This window comes from Parvimonas micra (assembly GCF_037482165.1).
Taxonomy (GTDB): domain Bacteria; phylum Bacillota; class Clostridia; order Tissierellales; family Peptoniphilaceae; genus Parvimonas.
In genome coordinates this window covers 1,348,374-1,366,601 of the sequence record NZ_CP148048.1, presented here as the reverse complement: position 1 = coordinate 1,366,601, position 18,228 = coordinate 1,348,374, and the positions used below count along the sequence as shown (strand labels likewise).

The following is an 18,228-nucleotide window of genomic DNA, read 5'->3' as shown; positions in this document are numbered from 1 at the left end:
AATTAAACTAAATTAAAAATTTTAAAAATGTGTATAATTAAATCCCTTCAAAAGGTTTATTAAAAAAATTATAAAAATATCTTGACTTCAAATATAATTATATAATATAATTTAAACGATATTGCAAATCAATCTATATTAAAAATTTGGAGGTTTATATGAAGAAAAAATTTACGGCAATTGTTTTAAGCCTTTCAATGTGCTTAATTCCAATTAGTCAAATGCAAGTTTTAAATGCAAAAACGACAACACAAGAACAAAAAGATGATATTTCTTTAAAATTTATCAAAGGTAGATTTGGAAGTAGTGATAAATATGAAATTACGCCTAAAGATAAATTAAAGGAAATAACAAAAATTTTTGTAGAAAATAATGAATATGTAAAAAAAGATTATAAAACTGCAGTATTTGGAAAGACATTTTTTGTTGATTTATCAGATAACTGTTTATACCTTGGTCTTAATCCAAAGGATAAAGAAGTTATAAAAATTGAGTTTAAAGATAAAAGTACTATTTCATTTAAAAAAGATGGAGATAATTTTATAAAAATAGAAGAAAATAACAATAAAAAACCTTCTACACCAAATGAAACTCCTGATAATAAAGAAAATAATGAATTTTCATTAAAAGCAATTAATGAATCAAACTTTGAAAATAAATATTCTCTTGAGTTAAAAGATAAGATTACACAAATTAAGCAGATTTTTGTGAATAATGTTGAATATTGGAAGACAAGTAGCAAATCAGCTGTTTTTGGAAATAATTACTTTATAGATGAAGAAAATAAAGTTTTGTATCTTGGACAAAAAGTGCCAGACGGACATATAGTTAAATTTGTTTTCAATGATGAATCTTCTGTTTCATTTGAAAGAAATGGAAATTCTTTTGTTAAAAAAGATAATAATTATTCTAAAAAATATCATTTAAGAATTGTAGGCTCATTTGAAGCGGCAATTATTGGGCAACAAAAATATGATGCTATTTCATCTGCTACTGGTGGTGGAGTAAATTCAAATAAAAACAGTAATGTAAAATTACAAATTGCTTATACTGAAAAAGAAACACCAGCAGATTCAGACTTTAAAGATGCAAAAGAATTAAAACATGATTTAGAATTAGAAGCAAAAATTATTTCTGATGATTCCGGTATGATAGCAAAATATTCAAAAATGGACAATAGTATCAAATTATCTGGAATTCCTTCTAAAAAAGGAAATTATAAGGTTTTTGTACAATCAAAAGATGGAAAGCTAAAATCAAATGAATTAGATTTTGAAGTATTTGATTCTAATGAAGTTACACTTGAAGAAAGATTGGTAGACAAAGAATTTAAAACTTTAAAAAACCCTACTACAAAAAAAGAATGGGATATGAAACCTTGGGTAATCAAAAAGTTTGGAAAAGATAAAGAAGAAGTAACTGTTCCAAAAAATTTAAAACTTTGGTTTGGCTCAAGAGAGAGTGGAAAATATTCTGAACTAGGCTATCCAATTGAAGAAAATAAAGCTACCACTCAAACTTTAATTGTTACGGGTGAACTTTATCTTATAAATATGAAAATTTTAAGTTCTGTAAATATTGTAGTAAAAGACGGTGGTAAACTTAATCTTTCGGATTCATCATTATATGGAAAAATAACAGTTGAAAATGGTGGAACTCTTGAAGTAAATTATGATGACTATCATAAGAGTTTTGCAAGTGGATCTTCTATAAATGGTCAAATTATTTTAAAAGATGGTGCAACATTACAAAACTCTGTTATTTATTCAAATGCCAATTATTTAACTGATGGAAAAAATGCAAAACATATACAAACTCCAGTTGTGAGTGTTCAAGGTAATGCAACTATAAAAGGTAATGTATTTATACGTGGAGATGAAGCTCCTACAGGTGAACAATATAAAGGACAAGGAGCAATGGAGATTGCAAAAGGTAAAACATTAACTATTGAAAAAGATGCAAAACTTGGACTTTTTGCAGGCGGTCGCTATGCTCTTACAAGTAATGGAGGAGATGCTTTAAAATTAGAGGGAACAGTAGCAGGAAAAGGAACTTTAATTGCTGTTGGAGGAAATGGTAGATTTTCAGGCAAAGGTGGAAATGGAGTTTCAGGTAATGGAACAATTACTGTTGATAATGCATATTTGCATGGTGGAAATAGTTATATGAGTAAGAATGAAGGTGGAAAAGCTGTACTTGACTCAATAACTATTGACAAAAAAACAAAAGGATATGCAATAGATGGTAAAAAATCTACAAATTCGATTGAAGACTCTAAACTTCAAAATGAAACACCAAATTGGAATGGATATACTGCTCCGAATAAAGACTTATTAGATAAATTAAGTACAGAAAATGCTCCATCAATAGTTGGAGAAAGAGAAAAAAAAGAACTTGAAAGAATTTTAGAAAACACAAAAAAAGAACTTGAAAAAATCAAACAAGAGCTTGAAAAATCAAAACAAGATTCAGAAAAAACTAGAAAAGAACTTGAAAAAATTAAACAAGAACTTGAAAAAGCTAAGCAAGAGTTAGAAAATGCAAAACAATCTGGAAGTAAAAAAGAAAATAAAATTGATGAGCTTAGCAAAAAGATAAAAGAGCTTGAAAAAATTGAACAGGAATTTGAAAAAGCTAAGCAAAAATCAGAAAAAACTAAAAACGAACTTGAAAAAATCAAACAAGAGTTAGAAAGTGCAAAACAATCCGGAAGTAAAAAACAAAATGAAATTGATGAGCTTAACAAAAAGATAAAAGAACTTGAAAAAATTGAACAGGAATTTAAAAAAGCTAAGGAAGATTCAGAAAAAACAAAAAATGAGTTTGAAAAAACTAAAAAAGAGCTTGAAAAAACTAAAAAAGAATTTGAAAAAGCCAAACAAGATTCAGAAAAAACTAAAAAAGAACTTGAAAAAATCAAGCAAGAATTAGAAAAAGCTAAGCAAGAGTTAGAAAGTGCAAAACAATCTGGAAGTAAAAAGCAAAATGAAATTGATCAGCTTAGCAAAAAGATAAAAGAGCTTGAAAAAATTGAACAGGAATTTGAAAAAACTAGCCAAGATTTAGAAAAAACTAAAAAAGAGCTTGAAGAAACCAAGCAAAAATTAGAAAAGGCAAAGCAATCCGGAAGTAAAAAACAAAATGAAATTGATGATCTTAACAAAAAAATAAAAGAACTTGAAGAAAAAGTTAATTCTTTAAAAGCTAAGCTCGAAAAAGGAAAGAATAATAATTCATCAGATAAACAAAATAACAACAATCCTAAGGTAATTGAATTTTTATATGGTAAAAATCAAACTGTAACGAAAAATGATGGCCATAAATTATACTTTAGATTGGATGAAGATGTTAAAAATTTTGAAAATGTATATTTAGATGGCAAGCTTGTTGACCCATCAATGTACACTTTAAAATCAGGTAGTACAATCGTAGAGTTTGCTAATGAATTTAAAAATTCTTTAGCAGAAGGAAATCATAATCTTGAGTTTAAATTTAAAAATGGTTATGCCAAAACACAAATTCATGTTTTAAATAAGAAGGAAGACGATAAAAAAGATAAGAGTGAAGTTAAACAAACAAAACAAAAAAATACAAAAAGTAACAAAGGTATTCCAAAAACTAATATTTCAAATTCAAGTATATTGTTAGCAGTAACAAGTTTAGTAGGTTTTCTTTATTCAAAAAAGAAAAAATAGATAACAAAATGTAATTAGCTTATAATGTAAATCCCCAAATCAGAACAAAAGATTTGGGGTTTTTCTTTGTCAAAATTAAATTTACAACGCATTTATTTATAATTGAAAATATAGTATAATAACTATTATAGATATATAAATAAATAATCTTGTGTTATAATAAAAGTAAAATAAATTAAAAAAATTTGGAGGTAATATGCTTCATTTAGAAAAAATAAATAGGAAAAATATATGGGAGATACTTAAATTAAAAGTGTCTAAATCGCAAAAAAATTTTGTAGCATCTAATGACGTAAGTATTATTGAAGCATATTTAACTATTACATCAAATGGTGTTGTTTTTCCGTTTGGAATCTATGATGGCGATAGACCTGTTGGTTTTCTGATGATTGGATATGATGTGGATGAAACTTGGGAAAATGTTCCGAATATAGCAAAGGAAAACTATAATCTGTGGCGTTTGATGATTGATGAGACTTATCAACAAAAAGGCTTTGGAAAAGAAGCTATGAAACTTGCTTTAGATTTTATTAAATCATTTCCTTGTGGTAAAGCGGAGTATTGTTGGCTATCTTATGAACCTGAAAATAAAATTGCTAAAGAGTTGTATCATTCATTTGGTTTTGTAGAAAATGGAGATATGGATGGAGATGAAGTTATTGCAATACTAAAACTTTAAGATAGATGAAATTTAAATTTATAGGAGAAATAGATATGACAAAGGAAGAAAGAGCAAAAAAATGGTTTAAGAATATTCAAAATGCAGAAGATATAAGTATAGAAAAAAGAATAGAGATATGCAATGTTGCTGCAAGATGGACAGCTCTTATATTTATAGCATTAGTTATAGTAGAGTTTGTTTTGTTATCAATGGTAAATAATGGATCAATTTTAAATTATTTTGCAGATTCTTTGAACGGAATGAAGAAGGATTTACACGGGAGAGGTCAATATAAAACTTTAGCTATTGCGGGAGTTGCTTTTTGTCTACCTCTTATAATTTTACCACTAGCTATATCTATTACTTTTAGAAATAAATATATTAAATCTAAAGCAGAAAATTATTTGTATAGAAAATAAAAATTATAATAAAATTGAGGTTTTATATGGTTATTAGATTTGAAAGAGGATTAAGAAAAGAAAATGCCACACTATTATGTGAATGGTCAAATGAAAGAGGAGAGGCTTTTCAAGAACAATGGATGGGACTAAAAATTTCATATCCTTTGACTTATGATAAAATTAAAGAAATGGAAAATGTGTTTTCCATATTCAATGAAGATGAATTTTTAGGAATGATTCAGCAAATAAGAATTGAAAAAGATAATATACATATTGGTAGAATTATAATAAATCCTAAAAAGCAAGGAATGGGTTTTGGAAAAGAGGCAATAAGGAGTTTTATAGATTTGATTTTTAAAGATGAAAATATAAAAAGTATTTCTTTAAATGTTTTCGATTCTAATAAAAATGCAAAAAATCTTTATACTAAACTTGGATTTGAAATTGATGAAGTTATTGAAACGCCAAAACTTAAGTATATAATGAAAAAATATAGATAAATTTTATCGTGAAACTTTTTTAACAGCAATTCAAAAGATTTGCTGTTTTTCTTTGTCAAAATTAAATTTTCAACGCATTTATTTATAATCGGAAATATGGTATAATATTAGTAACTTTATGCATTTGTATAAAGACTATATTATTTTAAAAAATATGTGTTATAGAGAATTAATAAATGAAAATTTATTAAAGTTAGTTTATGAAATAGAGGTTTAAAATGCAAGATAAAAAAGTATTTTTATATTATTTTTTGGCTATAGGAATGGTTTTGTTTCCTATCTTAAATTTATTAAGTTTTGTTCCAATGGTAATTTTATATAAAAAATCAAATCTAAGGATGTATATCTTATCGGCTGGAATGTATTCAATATTATCTATTATGATTTTAGGAAATTTCACTGCGCTCATTCCTGTAATTATTTCTTTCATATTTATAAAAGGAATGGATAAAGGTGTAGACGGCTATAAAATTATGTTTGGAAGCGCAATTGCTATGGCAATGCTTCTAGTAAGTGATTTTATGCTTTTAGAATTAAACTCAAATGCTTATGAGGCATTTTTAAAGACAATGGCAGAATTATTAGATAATTTTAAGGATTACAAAGAAATTTTAAGAATAGGAAGTGTAGAAGCTTTTGTTGAAACCATGAAGACAATTTACCCTGCAATTTCATTTGGGATTTCTTTTGTTTTTTGCTCTTTAGGGTATTCATTTTTATCTAAAAAGATTTATAAATTAAATAGAGATTCGGATGATATGATTATGATATATTCTTCTAAATTTCCATTATTTGGTATATGTGTTTCATTAGCAATCTTTTTTGCTAGTATTTTTGGAATTGAAAAATACTATAAAGTTTTTTTGATTACGTATAATTTAATGCTAATGTTTATAGAAATTATGATAGTTCAAGGATTTATAAAATTTAATGTGTTTTTAAAATCGAAATATAGTGCTATTTTAGCAAATTCTATTAGTATTATTTCAATATTTTTTGCTATTGTGTATTTAGGTTATTTCATATATGGAATTTATAGTTCAATTAAGAGAGGTATGAAATGGGAAAGAAAATAGTTAAATTATCAGATTTTTATATTTTATTTTTATTTATGGTTTTAATCTCAGCTTTTGTTCTTTATTTTCAATTTATATTTGGGATTGTATCTTTTATATTAACTTTTATTTCATTTATTTTAGTTTTATACTATGTAAAGAATAAAAATCTAGAATATGATGAAGATATGAAGAAGCATAGAGATTCCTTGGATAATATTGCAAGTGAAGTAGTTTACAAAATGCCATTTCCTATTGCTGTTCTTAACAACAAAGGTAGAGTTAAATGGTATAGTCCAGAGTTTTCAGTGCTTTTTTCAGGAAAAGATGTTATTGGAATAGATATTAATTCTAAAATTTCAAGTTTTAATATTTCCGAAGTTTTAAAAACTGTATCAGGAAAGGTTAATTGGAAAACAGAAAAATTTGATTACTTAGTTTACTATAATGTTGTAAAAGACGAGGACAATGGAGAGGTTAATGTAATAATTTATCTAATAGATAATTTAGAATTTTCAAAATTGCAAAAGCAATATGAAGATGATACTTTAAATTCTATTTTAATCTATATAGATAATTACGAAGATGTTCGTAATAACACAAATGAAGATTTTAAGACATTGTTGACTGCTGAAATGGATAAACTTATTATAAGTTATTTTTCAAATCTAGGAGCAATTGTAAGAAAATATGATTCTGGGAAATATATAGTTATTTCAAGTAATTCTATTTTAGAAAAAATTAGAAACGATAGATTCAGTATAATAGAAACATTAAGAGAACTAGAAATTACAGGTAATATAAAACCCACTTTAAGTATTGGTATTGGTCTTGGTGGAAATAATCCTTTTGAAAGATATAAGGAAGCTCAAACCGCTCTTGACATGGCTTTAGGACGTGGTGGAGCTCAAGTTGTCTTTAAAAATGGAGAAGATTTAGAATTTTATGGTGGAAAAAATAATAAAGGTGTTGAAAGAAATAAAGTAAAGGCAAGAGTTATTTCCCAAGCACTTGAAAATATAATTAGAGAATCTTCAGAAGTTTTTGTAATGGGACATAAGAATCCTGATATGGACTGTTTTGGGGCTGCTCTTGGTGTTATGGGAATTTGTAAAGAGTTGAAAAAAGATTGTTATATGGTTTTAGAGGATGTTCCTGTTACAATTAGAAATATTTATGATAGGATTAGTAATACTGAACCTAGCTATGTAGAAATGATGATTTCTCCAGAAAAAGCATATGATATATGTAAGGATACAAGTTTAGTTATACTGGTTGACAATTCAAGGACTGTTTCAACAGAAGCTCCATACCTATTAGATGTAACTTCAAAAATTGTAGTTATTGATCATCATAGAATTGGAAAAGATTTTGTTGAAAATCCTATGTTAACATATCTTGAACCTTATGCATCATCAGCTTGTGAACTTGTAACTGAAATAATTTACTATATGTTTGAAAAAATTGATTTGGATAAAGTAATTGCAGAATCACTGCTTGCAGGAATTGTAGTCGATACTAAAAATTTCTATTACCAAACTGGAGTAAGAACTTTTGAAATGGCATCCTATTTGAAGAGATTTGGAGCGGATAGTATCGCTGTAAAACATTTGTTCAAGGATAATTTTAATACTATAAAATTAAAATCAAATGTTTTATCCAATGCAATATCATATAGAAATTATATCTGTATTGGTGTATTTCCAGAAGAAATTGAAGAGTCAATGCTAATTGCGGCAGAGGCAGCGGATGATTTGCTTGGAGTTTTAGACATTGAATGTAGTTTCGTTTTAACTATTGTTTCTGGACAAATTCATATAAGTGGAAGAAGTTTAGGAAAAATTTCTGTTCAATTAATTTTAGAAAAACTTGGTGGAGGTGGACATTATACTTCTGCTGGTGCTAGACTTGATTGTTCAATGGACGAAGCAATTGAAAAATTAAAGAAAGCGATAGATGAGTATTTATTGGAGGAAGATATAGATGAAAGTAATTTTGATTAAAGATGTAAAGAGTTTTGGGAAAGCTGGTGAGCTTGTTAATGCTAAGACAGGATATGCTAGGAACTTTTTGATTCCTAATGGCTTAGCTAAAGAAGCCACAAAAGAAAATCTTGAAATCTGGGAAAAAGAACAAGCTGAATTAAAGAGAATAGAAGCTGAAAACATAAAAAATGCAAAAGAATTAAAAGATGTTTTAGAAAAATTGGAAGTAGTTATAAAGACTAAAACAGGAAGTGGAGATAAGCTTTTCGGTTCAATAACTTCTCAAGATATTAGTGATGCCTTGAAAAAACAACATAAAATTGAAATTGACAAAAGAAAAATAGAATTAAAGGAAAATATTAAATCACTTTGCACTTTGACAGTTCCAGTTAGAGTTTATCCTGAAATAGTTGCAACTGTTAAGGTTTCTATTGAAAAGGAGTAATTTATGCATAATATTTACGACTTAGAAGCTGAAAAATGCGTCTTGTCGATAATGATTACAGAGCCAAATAAAAGAGAGTTTGTTTTTGAAAAATTAAAGAGAAAAGATTTTTATTTAGGTTGGCATAGAGATATATTTAGTGCAATCTTGGAATTATCAAGAGAAAATACAAATGTAGATCCAATTACAGTAATCAATAAAATGGAAGCAATGGGTTTTGATACAGAATCAAATAATGGAATTGTTGGAGTTGTTGAAATTGTAAATGCTGTTGCTTTTCCTTCAAATATAGAAAATTATTGTAAGATTGTAAAGGATAAATCAGATACTAGAAATCTACTTTTTATTCTTGATAGTATAAAAGATAGAGCATATAAAAATGAAGATTATGACAAAGTTTTAGAGTCAATTGAAGGTCAAATTTTTGAATTGTCACAAAATGAAAGTAGAACAGGACTTACTCATATAAAAGATACTCTAAAAGAGGTTATTGAACTACTTGATGAAAGAAGTAAAATAAAAGGTTCTTTGACCGGCGTTCCTACAGGATTCGCAGACTTGGACAGGATATTACTTGGAATGCAAAAAAAAGACTTAATTTTACTTGCAGCAAGACCATCTGTAGGGAAGACAGCATTGGCAGGAAATATAGCTTTAAATGCTGCCCTAAAGGATTATAAAGTAGCAATTTTTTCTTTGGAAATGAGTAAAACACAATTAGCTCAAAGAATGTTAAGTTCTCTTTCTCTTGTAAATTCAAAACAATTTATGAGTGGAGATATAACTGAATGGGAAGATGTCTTTGAAGCGAGCTCTATTATAGCTGGGAAATCTATTTATATGGATGACACTGCAGGAATTTCTATAACTGAACTAAGAAGTAAATGTAGAAGACTTAAAGCTGATAGCGGTCTTGACTTTATTATGATAGACTATTTACAACTTATGACTTCTGAGGGAAGAAATGAAAATAGACAACAAGAAATTTCTACTATTTCAAGAAATTTAAAAGCATTAGCAAAGGAATTGGACGTTCCTATTCTAGCATTGAGTCAGTTATCTCGTGATAGTGAAAAAAGTGGTAGAAAGCCGAAACTTAGTGATTTAAGAGAATCAGGGGCAATCGAACAAGATGCTGACGTTGTAATTTTACTTAACAGAGAAGATTATCAAGATAAAGAAAAAGAAGAAGAAGTACAAAATGAAATTGAATTGATTATAGCAAAGCATAGAAATGGTGAAATTGGAAGTATTAAACTTAACTTTATTAAAGAGTACTCAAGATTTTTGGATTTACAAACTGATAGAGATAAGGAGCTTTTCAATGAATAATTTTTTAATTGAAGATGATGACATTAAGATTAAAAAATTTGAAAAGAACAATATTCAAGGTTTCAAAAATTTCTCTCCTTATGAGGATATATTGCTAACTGATTATAATCTCTGTTTTTTGACTGAATCAGAAATTAAAAAATGGGAAAAGAAAATAAAATCGAAAAAGAACAATTATTTTGCTATTTTTTTACAAGATACTATGATAGGATATATTTCTATAAGTAAAATTAGTTTTTTAAACAGTAATTATGAGCTTTCTTTGTCTTTTGATGAAAGATATTGCTCTAAAGGATATGGATTTAAATCTCTTAGACTGTTTTTAGAATACTATTTTGAAAATTTTGATAAATATTCTATTTGGCTAAATGTAAATGCTTTTAATCAAAGAGCAATACATTTATATGAAAAAATTGGCTTTGAAAAAATAAGTGAATTTCTTGGAGATTTTGAAGTTCAAAAAATGCAAAAATTAAAGAGATATGAAGAAACTAAGGAATATTTTGAAGAAAAAAATAATATAATTTATTCAAAAATTTTCACTATGAAATTAGATAGATTAAAATTTTTAGAAAGGTGGGATAGGAGTGGAAATAAGTTTTAAAAAGTCAATAATTCAACCCGGAGTAACTCCTATTGAGAATATGTTTTTGGATAACTACTTGCCAATAGTTGATGAAATTTCCTTAAAGGTTTATTTGTTTTTATATAAAAGACTTTTTGGATCATATAAAAGCGAATTGTCTATAAAATGTATAGCAGAAGAACTTAGATTTTCCGAAGTTCAAGTTATGAATTCTTTAAAATATTGGAAAAATAATCAACTTTTAGATTATACTTTGGATAAAAAAGGAAATGTAGAAAAGATTGAATTTGTAAACAATTTTGCTCTTTATGCAGGTGGAGTCTATGACGACAATGTAGAAAAAGAAAAAGAAAAACCAATGATTGATAATAAAGAATATTTCAATAAAATTGAAAAACTTACAGGTTTAAGTTTAAAGCCTCACGAAATAACTGAAATCATTTCACATATTGAAGAAACTGGTCATGGTATGGATTTAGTTTATAAGGCTTATGAATATGCTAATAACATGGGAAAGAGTATGTCTGTAAAATATGTTATTGGAATTCTAAGAGCTTGGAAGAGAGATAATAATATTTCAACTGTAGAAGATTTGAAGTATTTCCTTGAAAATAAAGATAAAAATAAAATTAAGAGATACAGTAAAAACACTAAAAAATATATCGAAAAAGAAGATATTTTAACAGAAGAAGAGAAAAGAGAAAAACTTAAAGAAAATAAGAATTCGGATACAACAGAATTACTCGATAGGTATTAATTATGAATTTAGATGAATTAGTTTTAAAAAGTCTTAGTAAAAGACCTTTATTAAGAGAGAAAATAAAAGAAAAAAGACAAAAAAAAGTCTATTCTTCCATTGACAATATTGAAAATTTAATATCGAAGAGAAATGATTTAGCCACAAAAATTATGAAGTCAACACTAGCTAATATTGATTGTATAGAAGAAAGAAAAGAATTTGATATACTAGAAAAAAATATCAATGAATTACTCTTGAAAAATGGCTTCTCAAAAGATTATCTAAATAAATTCTATTGCTGTGAAAAATGTAAAGATACAGGATATTATAATGGCTCTGTCTGTAGCTGTATAATGAATGACTTAGTTGAGGATAGAGTTTTAGAAAGTGGCTTTTCAAGCAAGAAAAGAGAGCAAAATTTTTCTAATTTTGATTTTTCTCTCTTTGAAGGCAATTTTGAGCATGCAAATAGGCTTGTAAATTCCAGAGAATATATAGAAAAATTAATTTCTTTTTCAAAAGAATACTGTGATAATTTTACAATAAAAGATTATGGAATTTTCTTTTATGGTAAAAGTGGTGCTGGAAAGACTTATTTCGCATCGGCAATGGTAAACTATATGTTGGATAAGGGTAAGAGAGCTTGTTTTGTTACTGCAACTGAATTTTTTGAGCTCATGTCTAATTACAGTTACAGTTTTTATAGAGACAAAAAGGAATTACAGGATAGAATTGATTTTATAAGAAATGTTGATTTCTTAGTGATTGATGACCTTGGAAATGAAATTACTAATAAAAATAATAATAGTTTTTTGAGTTCGCTTTTAGATTATAGATTTGAAAATGGCTTGAATACAGTAATAACATCAAATCTTTTAGAATATGACTTAGCAGAATACTACGATTCAAGAGTGGCAAGTAGAATTAGGGGAAATTTTAAATTCTTTGTTTTTCCACCTTTTGACTTAAGAGATAAAATTGGTAAGAATATAAAATTATAGGAGGTAGTTATGAGATTTAACTGGGAACAAAAGAATACAGTAAATGTTATAACCGGAGTTTTAATATTTGCTATTTCAATACTTTGTTATTTTATATTTTCTAATATGAAATCCATAATTTCATATACTTCTAATATAAAATATATTTTGATGCCATTTATAATAGGTGGAGCAATAGCATATGTTCTAAACTTTTTTGTAAAGTTTTTTGAAAAATATATTTTGAAAATTGAAATTTTTAAGAAATTAAAAGCTAAATATGTTAGAATGTTCGCAATGATTATAACTTATTTTGTATTTTTTGCTTTTATAATTCTACTTTTAAAATATATTATCCCACAATTTTATTCTAATATAACGCTTTTTGTTGAAAGAACTCCAGCTTTTATAGATATGGGTGTGGAAAAGGCAAAATATATGTTACAAAATATTGAGATAAGTTCAGAAATTAGGACTTTTATCAATGGTAAATTGACAGAGTTCGCAGCTTTTTCAACAACATTTTTGACAAATATGATTTCTTGGGTTGCAACTTTTGCAACTAGAGTTATATCCTTGTTTTTAAATATAATTTTAGCTATAATAATATCAGGCTATCTATTATATGATAAAGAAAACTTTTCAAGAATTTTGAAAAAATTTATGATAGCAGTTTTTCCTGAAAGAACAAACAGGGCAACTTTTAAGATTGTTAAGAGATTTGATTATACTTTAAGGTCTTATCTTTTAGCAAAGGGTATTGGAGCAATAATAGTTGGTATATCTTTTTACATAATTTTATTATTTATGAAGATTGATTATGCTTTATTATTTGCATTTATACTTGGTTTTACAAACTTAATTCCATGGTTTGGTTGTTATCTTGGAGCTGTACCAATAGTTATCGTATTACTTTTTACATCGACTTTCAATACAGTTTTATGGTTTATGGTAATTGTAGTAATTGTGTCGATGATAGATGCGAATGTAATATCACCAAGAGTATCAGGAAAGAGTTTAGGAATAAGCTCGTTTTGGGTTATATTTGCATTGGTACTTGGGGGAAGTTTATTTGGAGTTTTAGGATTTTTACTTTCCGTACCAGTTTTTGTTGTAATTTATACAACATTAAAGGAATATATAGAAGCTAGGTTGATTAAAAAAGGATACTCTATAAAAAATCCTGCGGAAGAGTTTGAAAAGAAAGAGGTTTAATTATGTTAGATATAAAGAGAATAAGAACTAATAAAGAAGAAATTATCGAAAGCTTGAATTCTCGTTTTGGAAATTACAATATTGATAAGGTTCTTGAACTTGATGAAAAGAGAAGAGAAATAATTTTTGAAGTTGAAAATAAAAAAGCAAGACAAAATGAAGTTTCAAAACAAGTTCCAAAATTGAAAAAAGAGGGAGTAGATGTTTCTGAACTTTTCAAGGAAATGAAAGCACTTTCTGATGAAATTAAAGAACTTGATGTTAAAGTTAAAGATTTGGACGAAGAAATTAGAAAAGAACTTATGAGTATTCCAAACACACCAAATAAAGAAATTCCAATTGGAAAAAGTGATGAAGATAATGTTGAAATTAGAAAATTTTTAGAACCTAAAAAATTTGATTTTGAAGTTAAAGCTCATTGGGATTTGGGTGTAGATTTAGATATTTTGGATTTTGAAAGAGCAGTTAAAATATCTGGATCAAGATTTTCAGTATTTAAAGGTTTGGGTGCAAAACTTGAAAGAGCACTAATAAATTTTATGCTTGATTTACACAGTGAACAAGGTTATGAAGAAGTTGGAGTTCCTGTTTTGATTAACAGAAATTCAATGTATGGAACAGGACAATTACCAAAGTTTGAAGATGATATGTTCCATGTTCCTTCAAAGGATATGTTCTTAGCACCAACTGCTGAAGTTCCTGTTACAAATCTTTTATCAAATGAAATTTTAGAGTTTGAAAAACTTCCAACTTACTATACAGCTTTTACTTATTGTTTTAGACAAGAAGCGGGCTCAGCAGGTAGAGATACAAGGGGTTTAATCAGAAATCACCAATTTGATAAAGTTGAAATGGTTAAATTTGTAAATCCTGAAAATAGTTATGATGAATTGGAAAAACTTACAAATGATGCCGAAGAAATTCTAAAGCTCTTAGAAATTCCATACAGAGTGGTTTGTTTATGCACTGGAGATATTGGTTTTACAAGTGCAAAGACTTATGATATAGAAGTTTGGATGCCAAGTTATGGAAGATATGTAGAAATTTCTTCTTGCTCAAATTTTGAAGATTTTCAAGCTAGACGTGCTAATATTAGATATAGAGATACAGATGGAAAAGTTAAATTTGTTCATACTTTGAATGGCTCAGGATTAGCTGTGGGAAGAACTTTTGCAGCTGTTTTGGAAAATTATCAAAGAGAAGACGGAAGTGTAGAAATTCCACATGTTTTAAGAAAATATATGGGTTTGGATGAGATAAGAAAATAGGTGAGTATTATGAAATTAAAAAAAACACTACTAAGTTTAATATTAATTTTTTCGATTTGCTTTGTAGGGACAGCTAAGTCCTATGCAATATTTGGAATTGAAAATAAAACTACTGCATCCTTAATTGGAGATGCAAAATCAGGAGCTTTATTTGTTGCGGAAAATGTTGATGAAGCCTTACCAGTAGCGAGTATTTCTAAACTTATGACTTTTTATTTAGTTAAAGAAAAAATCGCTGAAGGAAAACTTAAATTAGAAGATAAAGTTAAAATATCTACAACTGCAAGTGCTGAAGAAGGATCTAGTTTGAATTTAAAAGCAGGCGAAGAAATCACTATTAAAGATTTACTTGATGGATTAATGATTGTCTCAGGAAATGACTCAGCGGTTGCATTATCTGAAGCTGTTGGAGAAACTGAAAGTAAATTCGTAACAATGATGAATGAAAAGGCAAAGGAACTTGGTCTTGAAAATTCTACTTTTACAAATGCTTCTGGTCTTACAAAAAACGGACAAGATAATAAAATGTCAACAAGAGATATTTTTACTTTAGCAAAAACTATAATTGAAAAATATCCTGAAGTTTTAGAATATGCTAAGACTACTGTTTTAGAACAACCAGCAAGAAACTTTAAAAAAGAAAGTACTATTCCTCTAGTTGGACAAGTTGAAGGTGTAGATGGTTTAAAAACAGGACATACTGATGAAGCTGGATATTGTTTAGTTTCTACTATGAAAATCACAAAGGGTGAATCTGAATTTAGAATAATTTCTGTATTAATGGGAGCAAAAACAAAAGCTGATAGAGCTCAATATATGAAAGATATGCTAAATTTTGCAAAACAAAATATAGAAACTAGAAAACTTGTGGACGCTGAAAAATTTGTAAAAAAAGTTGAAGTAAAATCAGCAAATCAAGGTTATATCGAGTTAGTAGCTAAAGAAGATCTTGAAAGAGTATCAATGAAAGGCATAAACTACGAAACTGAAGTAAATGTAGGAGATGTTAAACTTCCATTGAAAAAAGGTGATAAGGTTGGAGAAATAAAAATTAAAAATTCTAAAGAAGTAGTTGCAACAGTTGATTTAGTTGCTAAAGAAGACTATTCAAAAGCAGGTATGGTTAAAAGAGTTGGAAGATTATTCAAAACAGTTTTTGAAGTAGTAGAAACAATTTTACCATAAAAATTTTAAGACAAATCCGACTTTAAAGTCGGATTTTTTTTGTGCAAAATCTTGCAATAATGTCTAAATTAAATTTTTGTTATTATTCTTAATTATTAATTAATTTTGAACTTTTTATTATCTCGATAAAGTTATCTATTGTATGTTTACTGTATTAAATGATATAATAATAAAGTGGTGATTTTGTACCATATTATTATTGGAGGATTTATGAAAACAGTTTTAGTAAATATGTGTATGATTTATGATAGAGATAATGATAAAATTTTAATTTTAGATAAAGTAAAAAAACATGGTTGGGAAGGTCTTACTTTTGTTGGTGGACATGTTGAAAAAGGTGAAGTTCTATATGATTCATGTGTAAGAGAAGTTTTTGAAGAGACGGGATTAAATGTAAAAAATCTTAAATTAAAGGGAACTGTCAGTTGGATTGACGAAATTAATGATGTAAGAGAATTAGGTTTTTTATACTATACAGAAGATTTTTCAGGAGAATTAATCGAAAACAATGTTGAAGGAAAACTCTTTTGGATGGGAATAGAAGAGTTTAAAAATGCTGATGGAAAGAGCTATTGTATAGATAAAATTTTTGATTTATATTTAAATGATGATTATACGGAATTGATGGTAAAATGGGGTCAAAATGACGAAATTGTATCTGAAATATTTTTTTAGAGAAAGTAAATATTATAAAGTTAGGAGGTAGTTATGAATTTTATTAAAGGCATTATTTTTACAATTATTTCTGCATTTGTTTTTGGTTTTACACCAATACTTGCAAAACTTACTTATGACGGAGGGAACAATGCAATTACCCTTACCTTCTTAAGAGCTTTGCTTGGATTGCCATTTTTATATGCAGGGATGCGAAAAAATCAAACTCCTATGAAGATTACTAAAAGAGAATTTCTTCATTTTATTGTGCTTTCATTTTTAGGTATAGGAATTACCACAACAGCACTTTATGGTTCCTATAATTATATTTCTGTAGGAATGGCAACGACTATACATTTTATCTATCCTTGCGTTGTTTATTTTATTTGTATTTTATTTTTTAAAGAAAAAGTTACTTTAAAGAAGATGTCAGCACTTGTTTTTTCAATGATAGGTATTGTATTGTTGGTTGATGAAGTTACTGGAGGAAGTGCAATAGGAATATTTTTAGCTGCTTTATCAGGTGTAACATATAGTTTATTCTTGGTATATTTGGATAAAAGTGGTTTTAAACATATGGATCCTTTTAAATGCACCTTATATATCAGTTTATTTAATATCGTAGGTCTTTTTGCCCTTGGAAAGTTTAGTGGACAACTTACTTTTGCACTTACACCAATGGCTTGGGGACTTACAATCTTAATTTCATTTTTAACTTCAATTTTTGGGAATGCTTTTTTGCAACTAGGGGTTAAATATTGTGGAGCTACAACTGCTTCCATTTTATGTACATTTGAACCGATAACAAGTGTAATTTTGGGTATAATCTTTCTTAACGAATCTATGACTATTTTTAAAGTTATAGGTTGTGGATTGATAGTTTTAGCTGTGTTGCTATTATCTATAAACAATGATTTGAGAAGGAGAAAAAAATAATGAGCGCATTTTTAGCACCAATACATTTTTGGATGTATGATAAGATTTTAATTGCACAAAAATTAACTTTTGCAGTTGAAGAAAAATTTTTGAATAAAGAAGAGAGAGACGAAGTAGAAAGTCTATTTCCTGCTTTGATTTCTGAAGACTTAGAAGAAGTAATCGATCAAAGTAATATTCATGGTTGGTTACATACAGCGGTTTCAAATGTTGAAATAAGATTTGCTTATGTTGTAAAAAAACTTTTAGATAAGGGAGTTTCTCTTGAAGAAATTAAAAAAGTTGCTTTTGAATATGGAACAAGTTTTCCAGAATATGAAATTTCAACCTTACAAGATGCTTATGAATTGCTAATGGATACTTTACTTGACGGACTTCCTTGTGATGTTTCAATTTCTGTAATTAGAGAAGAAGAAAACGAATTGGAATTCGTACTATATAATGATATTCACAAACAATATTTTAATGAATTTGATATGGAAGTTTCTGTATATCACGAACTTAGAGAGGCTTTTGTAAATGGTCTTTTTGAAAAATATTCACTAAAATATAAAAATATTACCGATAGCAATAAGCTAATTACAAGATAAA

The 18,228-nt window shown here is 27.3% G+C and carries 17 protein-coding genes; all 17 read left to right on the top strand.

The genetic code is table 11. The features are described 5' to 3' along the window. Positions 1 to 158 precede the first annotated feature (158 nt). The 17 genes from WFJ11_RS06650 to WFJ11_RS06570 all read left to right on the top strand — a co-directional run bounded on the left by WFJ11_RS06650 (position 159) and on the right by WFJ11_RS06570 (position 18,227). Positions 159 to 3,695 carry a hypothetical protein gene (locus WFJ11_RS06650; RefSeq protein WP_338817263.1) on the top strand — a complete coding sequence of 1,179 codons (3,537 nt, stop codon included), beginning with the start codon at positions 159 to 161 and terminating at the stop codon, positions 3,693 to 3,695. 196 nt (positions 3,696 to 3,891) lie between these two features. Beyond that, positions 3,892 to 4,374, top strand: a complete 483-nt coding sequence (locus tag WFJ11_RS06645) for a GNAT family N-acetyltransferase (RefSeq protein ID WP_009354972.1) — start codon at positions 3,892 to 3,894, stop codon at positions 4,372 to 4,374. A 5-nt stretch (positions 4,375 to 4,379) separates the two neighbouring features. Next, positions 4,380 to 4,775 carry a hypothetical protein gene (locus WFJ11_RS06640; protein ID WP_338817262.1) on the top strand — a complete coding sequence of 132 codons (396 nt, stop codon included), beginning with the start codon at positions 4,380 to 4,382 and terminating at the stop codon, positions 4,773 to 4,775. Positions 4,776 to 4,801: 26 nt separating this feature from the next. Then, the gene (locus WFJ11_RS06635; protein WP_293440409.1) at positions 4,802 to 5,257 is read left to right on the top strand and encodes a GNAT family N-acetyltransferase; all 456 of its coding nucleotides are present in this window, start codon (positions 4,802 to 4,804) and stop codon (positions 5,255 to 5,257) included. Positions 5,258 to 5,475: 218 nt separating this feature from the next. Next, on the top strand, positions 5,476 to 6,333 hold the full coding sequence (locus WFJ11_RS06630; protein WP_338817261.1) for a hypothetical protein: 858 nt from the start codon (positions 5,476 to 5,478) through the stop codon (positions 6,331 to 6,333). Continuing rightward, a complete protein-coding gene (locus tag WFJ11_RS06625) occupies positions 6,318 to 8,315 on the top strand; it encodes a DHH family phosphoesterase (protein WP_338817260.1) in 1,998 nt (665 codons plus the stop codon). Before WFJ11_RS06630 ends, WFJ11_RS06625 begins: the two co-directional genes overlap by 16 nt. Then, positions 8,296 to 8,742 carry a 50S ribosomal protein L9 gene (rplI, locus tag WFJ11_RS06620; RefSeq protein WP_338817259.1) on the top strand — a complete coding sequence of 149 codons (447 nt, stop codon included), beginning with the start codon at positions 8,296 to 8,298 and terminating at the stop codon, positions 8,740 to 8,742. Before WFJ11_RS06625 ends, rplI begins: the two co-directional genes overlap by 20 nt. 3 nt (positions 8,743 to 8,745) lie before the next feature. After that, positions 8,746 to 10,074 (top strand): replicative DNA helicase, encoded by a 1,329-nt coding sequence (gene dnaB, locus WFJ11_RS06615; RefSeq protein WP_009354899.1) that lies wholly within the window; start codon positions 8,746 to 8,748, stop codon positions 10,072 to 10,074. Further along, positions 10,067 to 10,678, top strand: a complete 612-nt coding sequence (locus WFJ11_RS06610) for a GNAT family N-acetyltransferase (protein WP_338817258.1) — start codon at positions 10,067 to 10,069, stop codon at positions 10,676 to 10,678. Before dnaB ends, WFJ11_RS06610 begins: the two co-directional genes overlap by 8 nt. Next, the gene (locus tag WFJ11_RS06605) at positions 10,662 to 11,417 is read left to right on the top strand and encodes a DnaD domain-containing protein (protein WP_313961192.1); all 756 of its coding nucleotides are present in this window, start codon (positions 10,662 to 10,664) and stop codon (positions 11,415 to 11,417) included. Before WFJ11_RS06610 ends, WFJ11_RS06605 begins: the two co-directional genes overlap by 17 nt. 2 nt (positions 11,418 to 11,419) lie before the next feature. Continuing rightward, entirely contained in the window at positions 11,420 to 12,400 is a 981-nt protein-coding gene (locus WFJ11_RS06600; protein ID WP_313961191.1) for an ATP-binding protein, read from the top strand. 9 nt (positions 12,401 to 12,409) lie between these two features. After that, a complete protein-coding gene (locus WFJ11_RS06595; protein ID WP_009355015.1) occupies positions 12,410 to 13,594 on the top strand; it encodes an AI-2E family transporter in 1,185 nt (394 codons plus the stop codon). A gap of 2 nt (positions 13,595 to 13,596) precedes the next feature. Then, the gene (gene serS, locus WFJ11_RS06590) at positions 13,597 to 14,862 is read left to right on the top strand and encodes a serine--tRNA ligase (protein ID WP_338817257.1); all 1,266 of its coding nucleotides are present in this window, start codon (positions 13,597 to 13,599) and stop codon (positions 14,860 to 14,862) included. A gap of 9 nt (positions 14,863 to 14,871) precedes the next feature. Beyond that, positions 14,872 to 16,047, top strand: a complete 1,176-nt coding sequence (locus WFJ11_RS06585) for a D-alanyl-D-alanine carboxypeptidase family protein (protein WP_338817256.1) — start codon at positions 14,872 to 14,874, stop codon at positions 16,045 to 16,047. A gap of 210 nt (positions 16,048 to 16,257) precedes the next feature. After that, positions 16,258 to 16,722, top strand: coding sequence for an 8-oxo-dGTP diphosphatase (locus WFJ11_RS06580; protein ID WP_009354402.1), 465 nt, complete (start codon positions 16,258 to 16,260; stop codon positions 16,720 to 16,722). Positions 16,723 to 16,755: 33 nt separating this feature from the next. Continuing rightward, positions 16,756 to 17,637 (top strand): DMT family transporter, encoded by an 882-nt coding sequence (locus WFJ11_RS06575; protein ID WP_313961188.1) that lies wholly within the window; start codon positions 16,756 to 16,758, stop codon positions 17,635 to 17,637. Further along, complete coding sequence (locus tag WFJ11_RS06570; protein ID WP_313961187.1) at positions 17,637 to 18,227, top strand: hypothetical protein; 591 nt, start codon at positions 17,637 to 17,639, stop codon at positions 18,225 to 18,227. Before WFJ11_RS06575 ends, WFJ11_RS06570 begins: the two co-directional genes overlap by 1 nt. Position 18,228 lies beyond the last annotated feature (1 nt).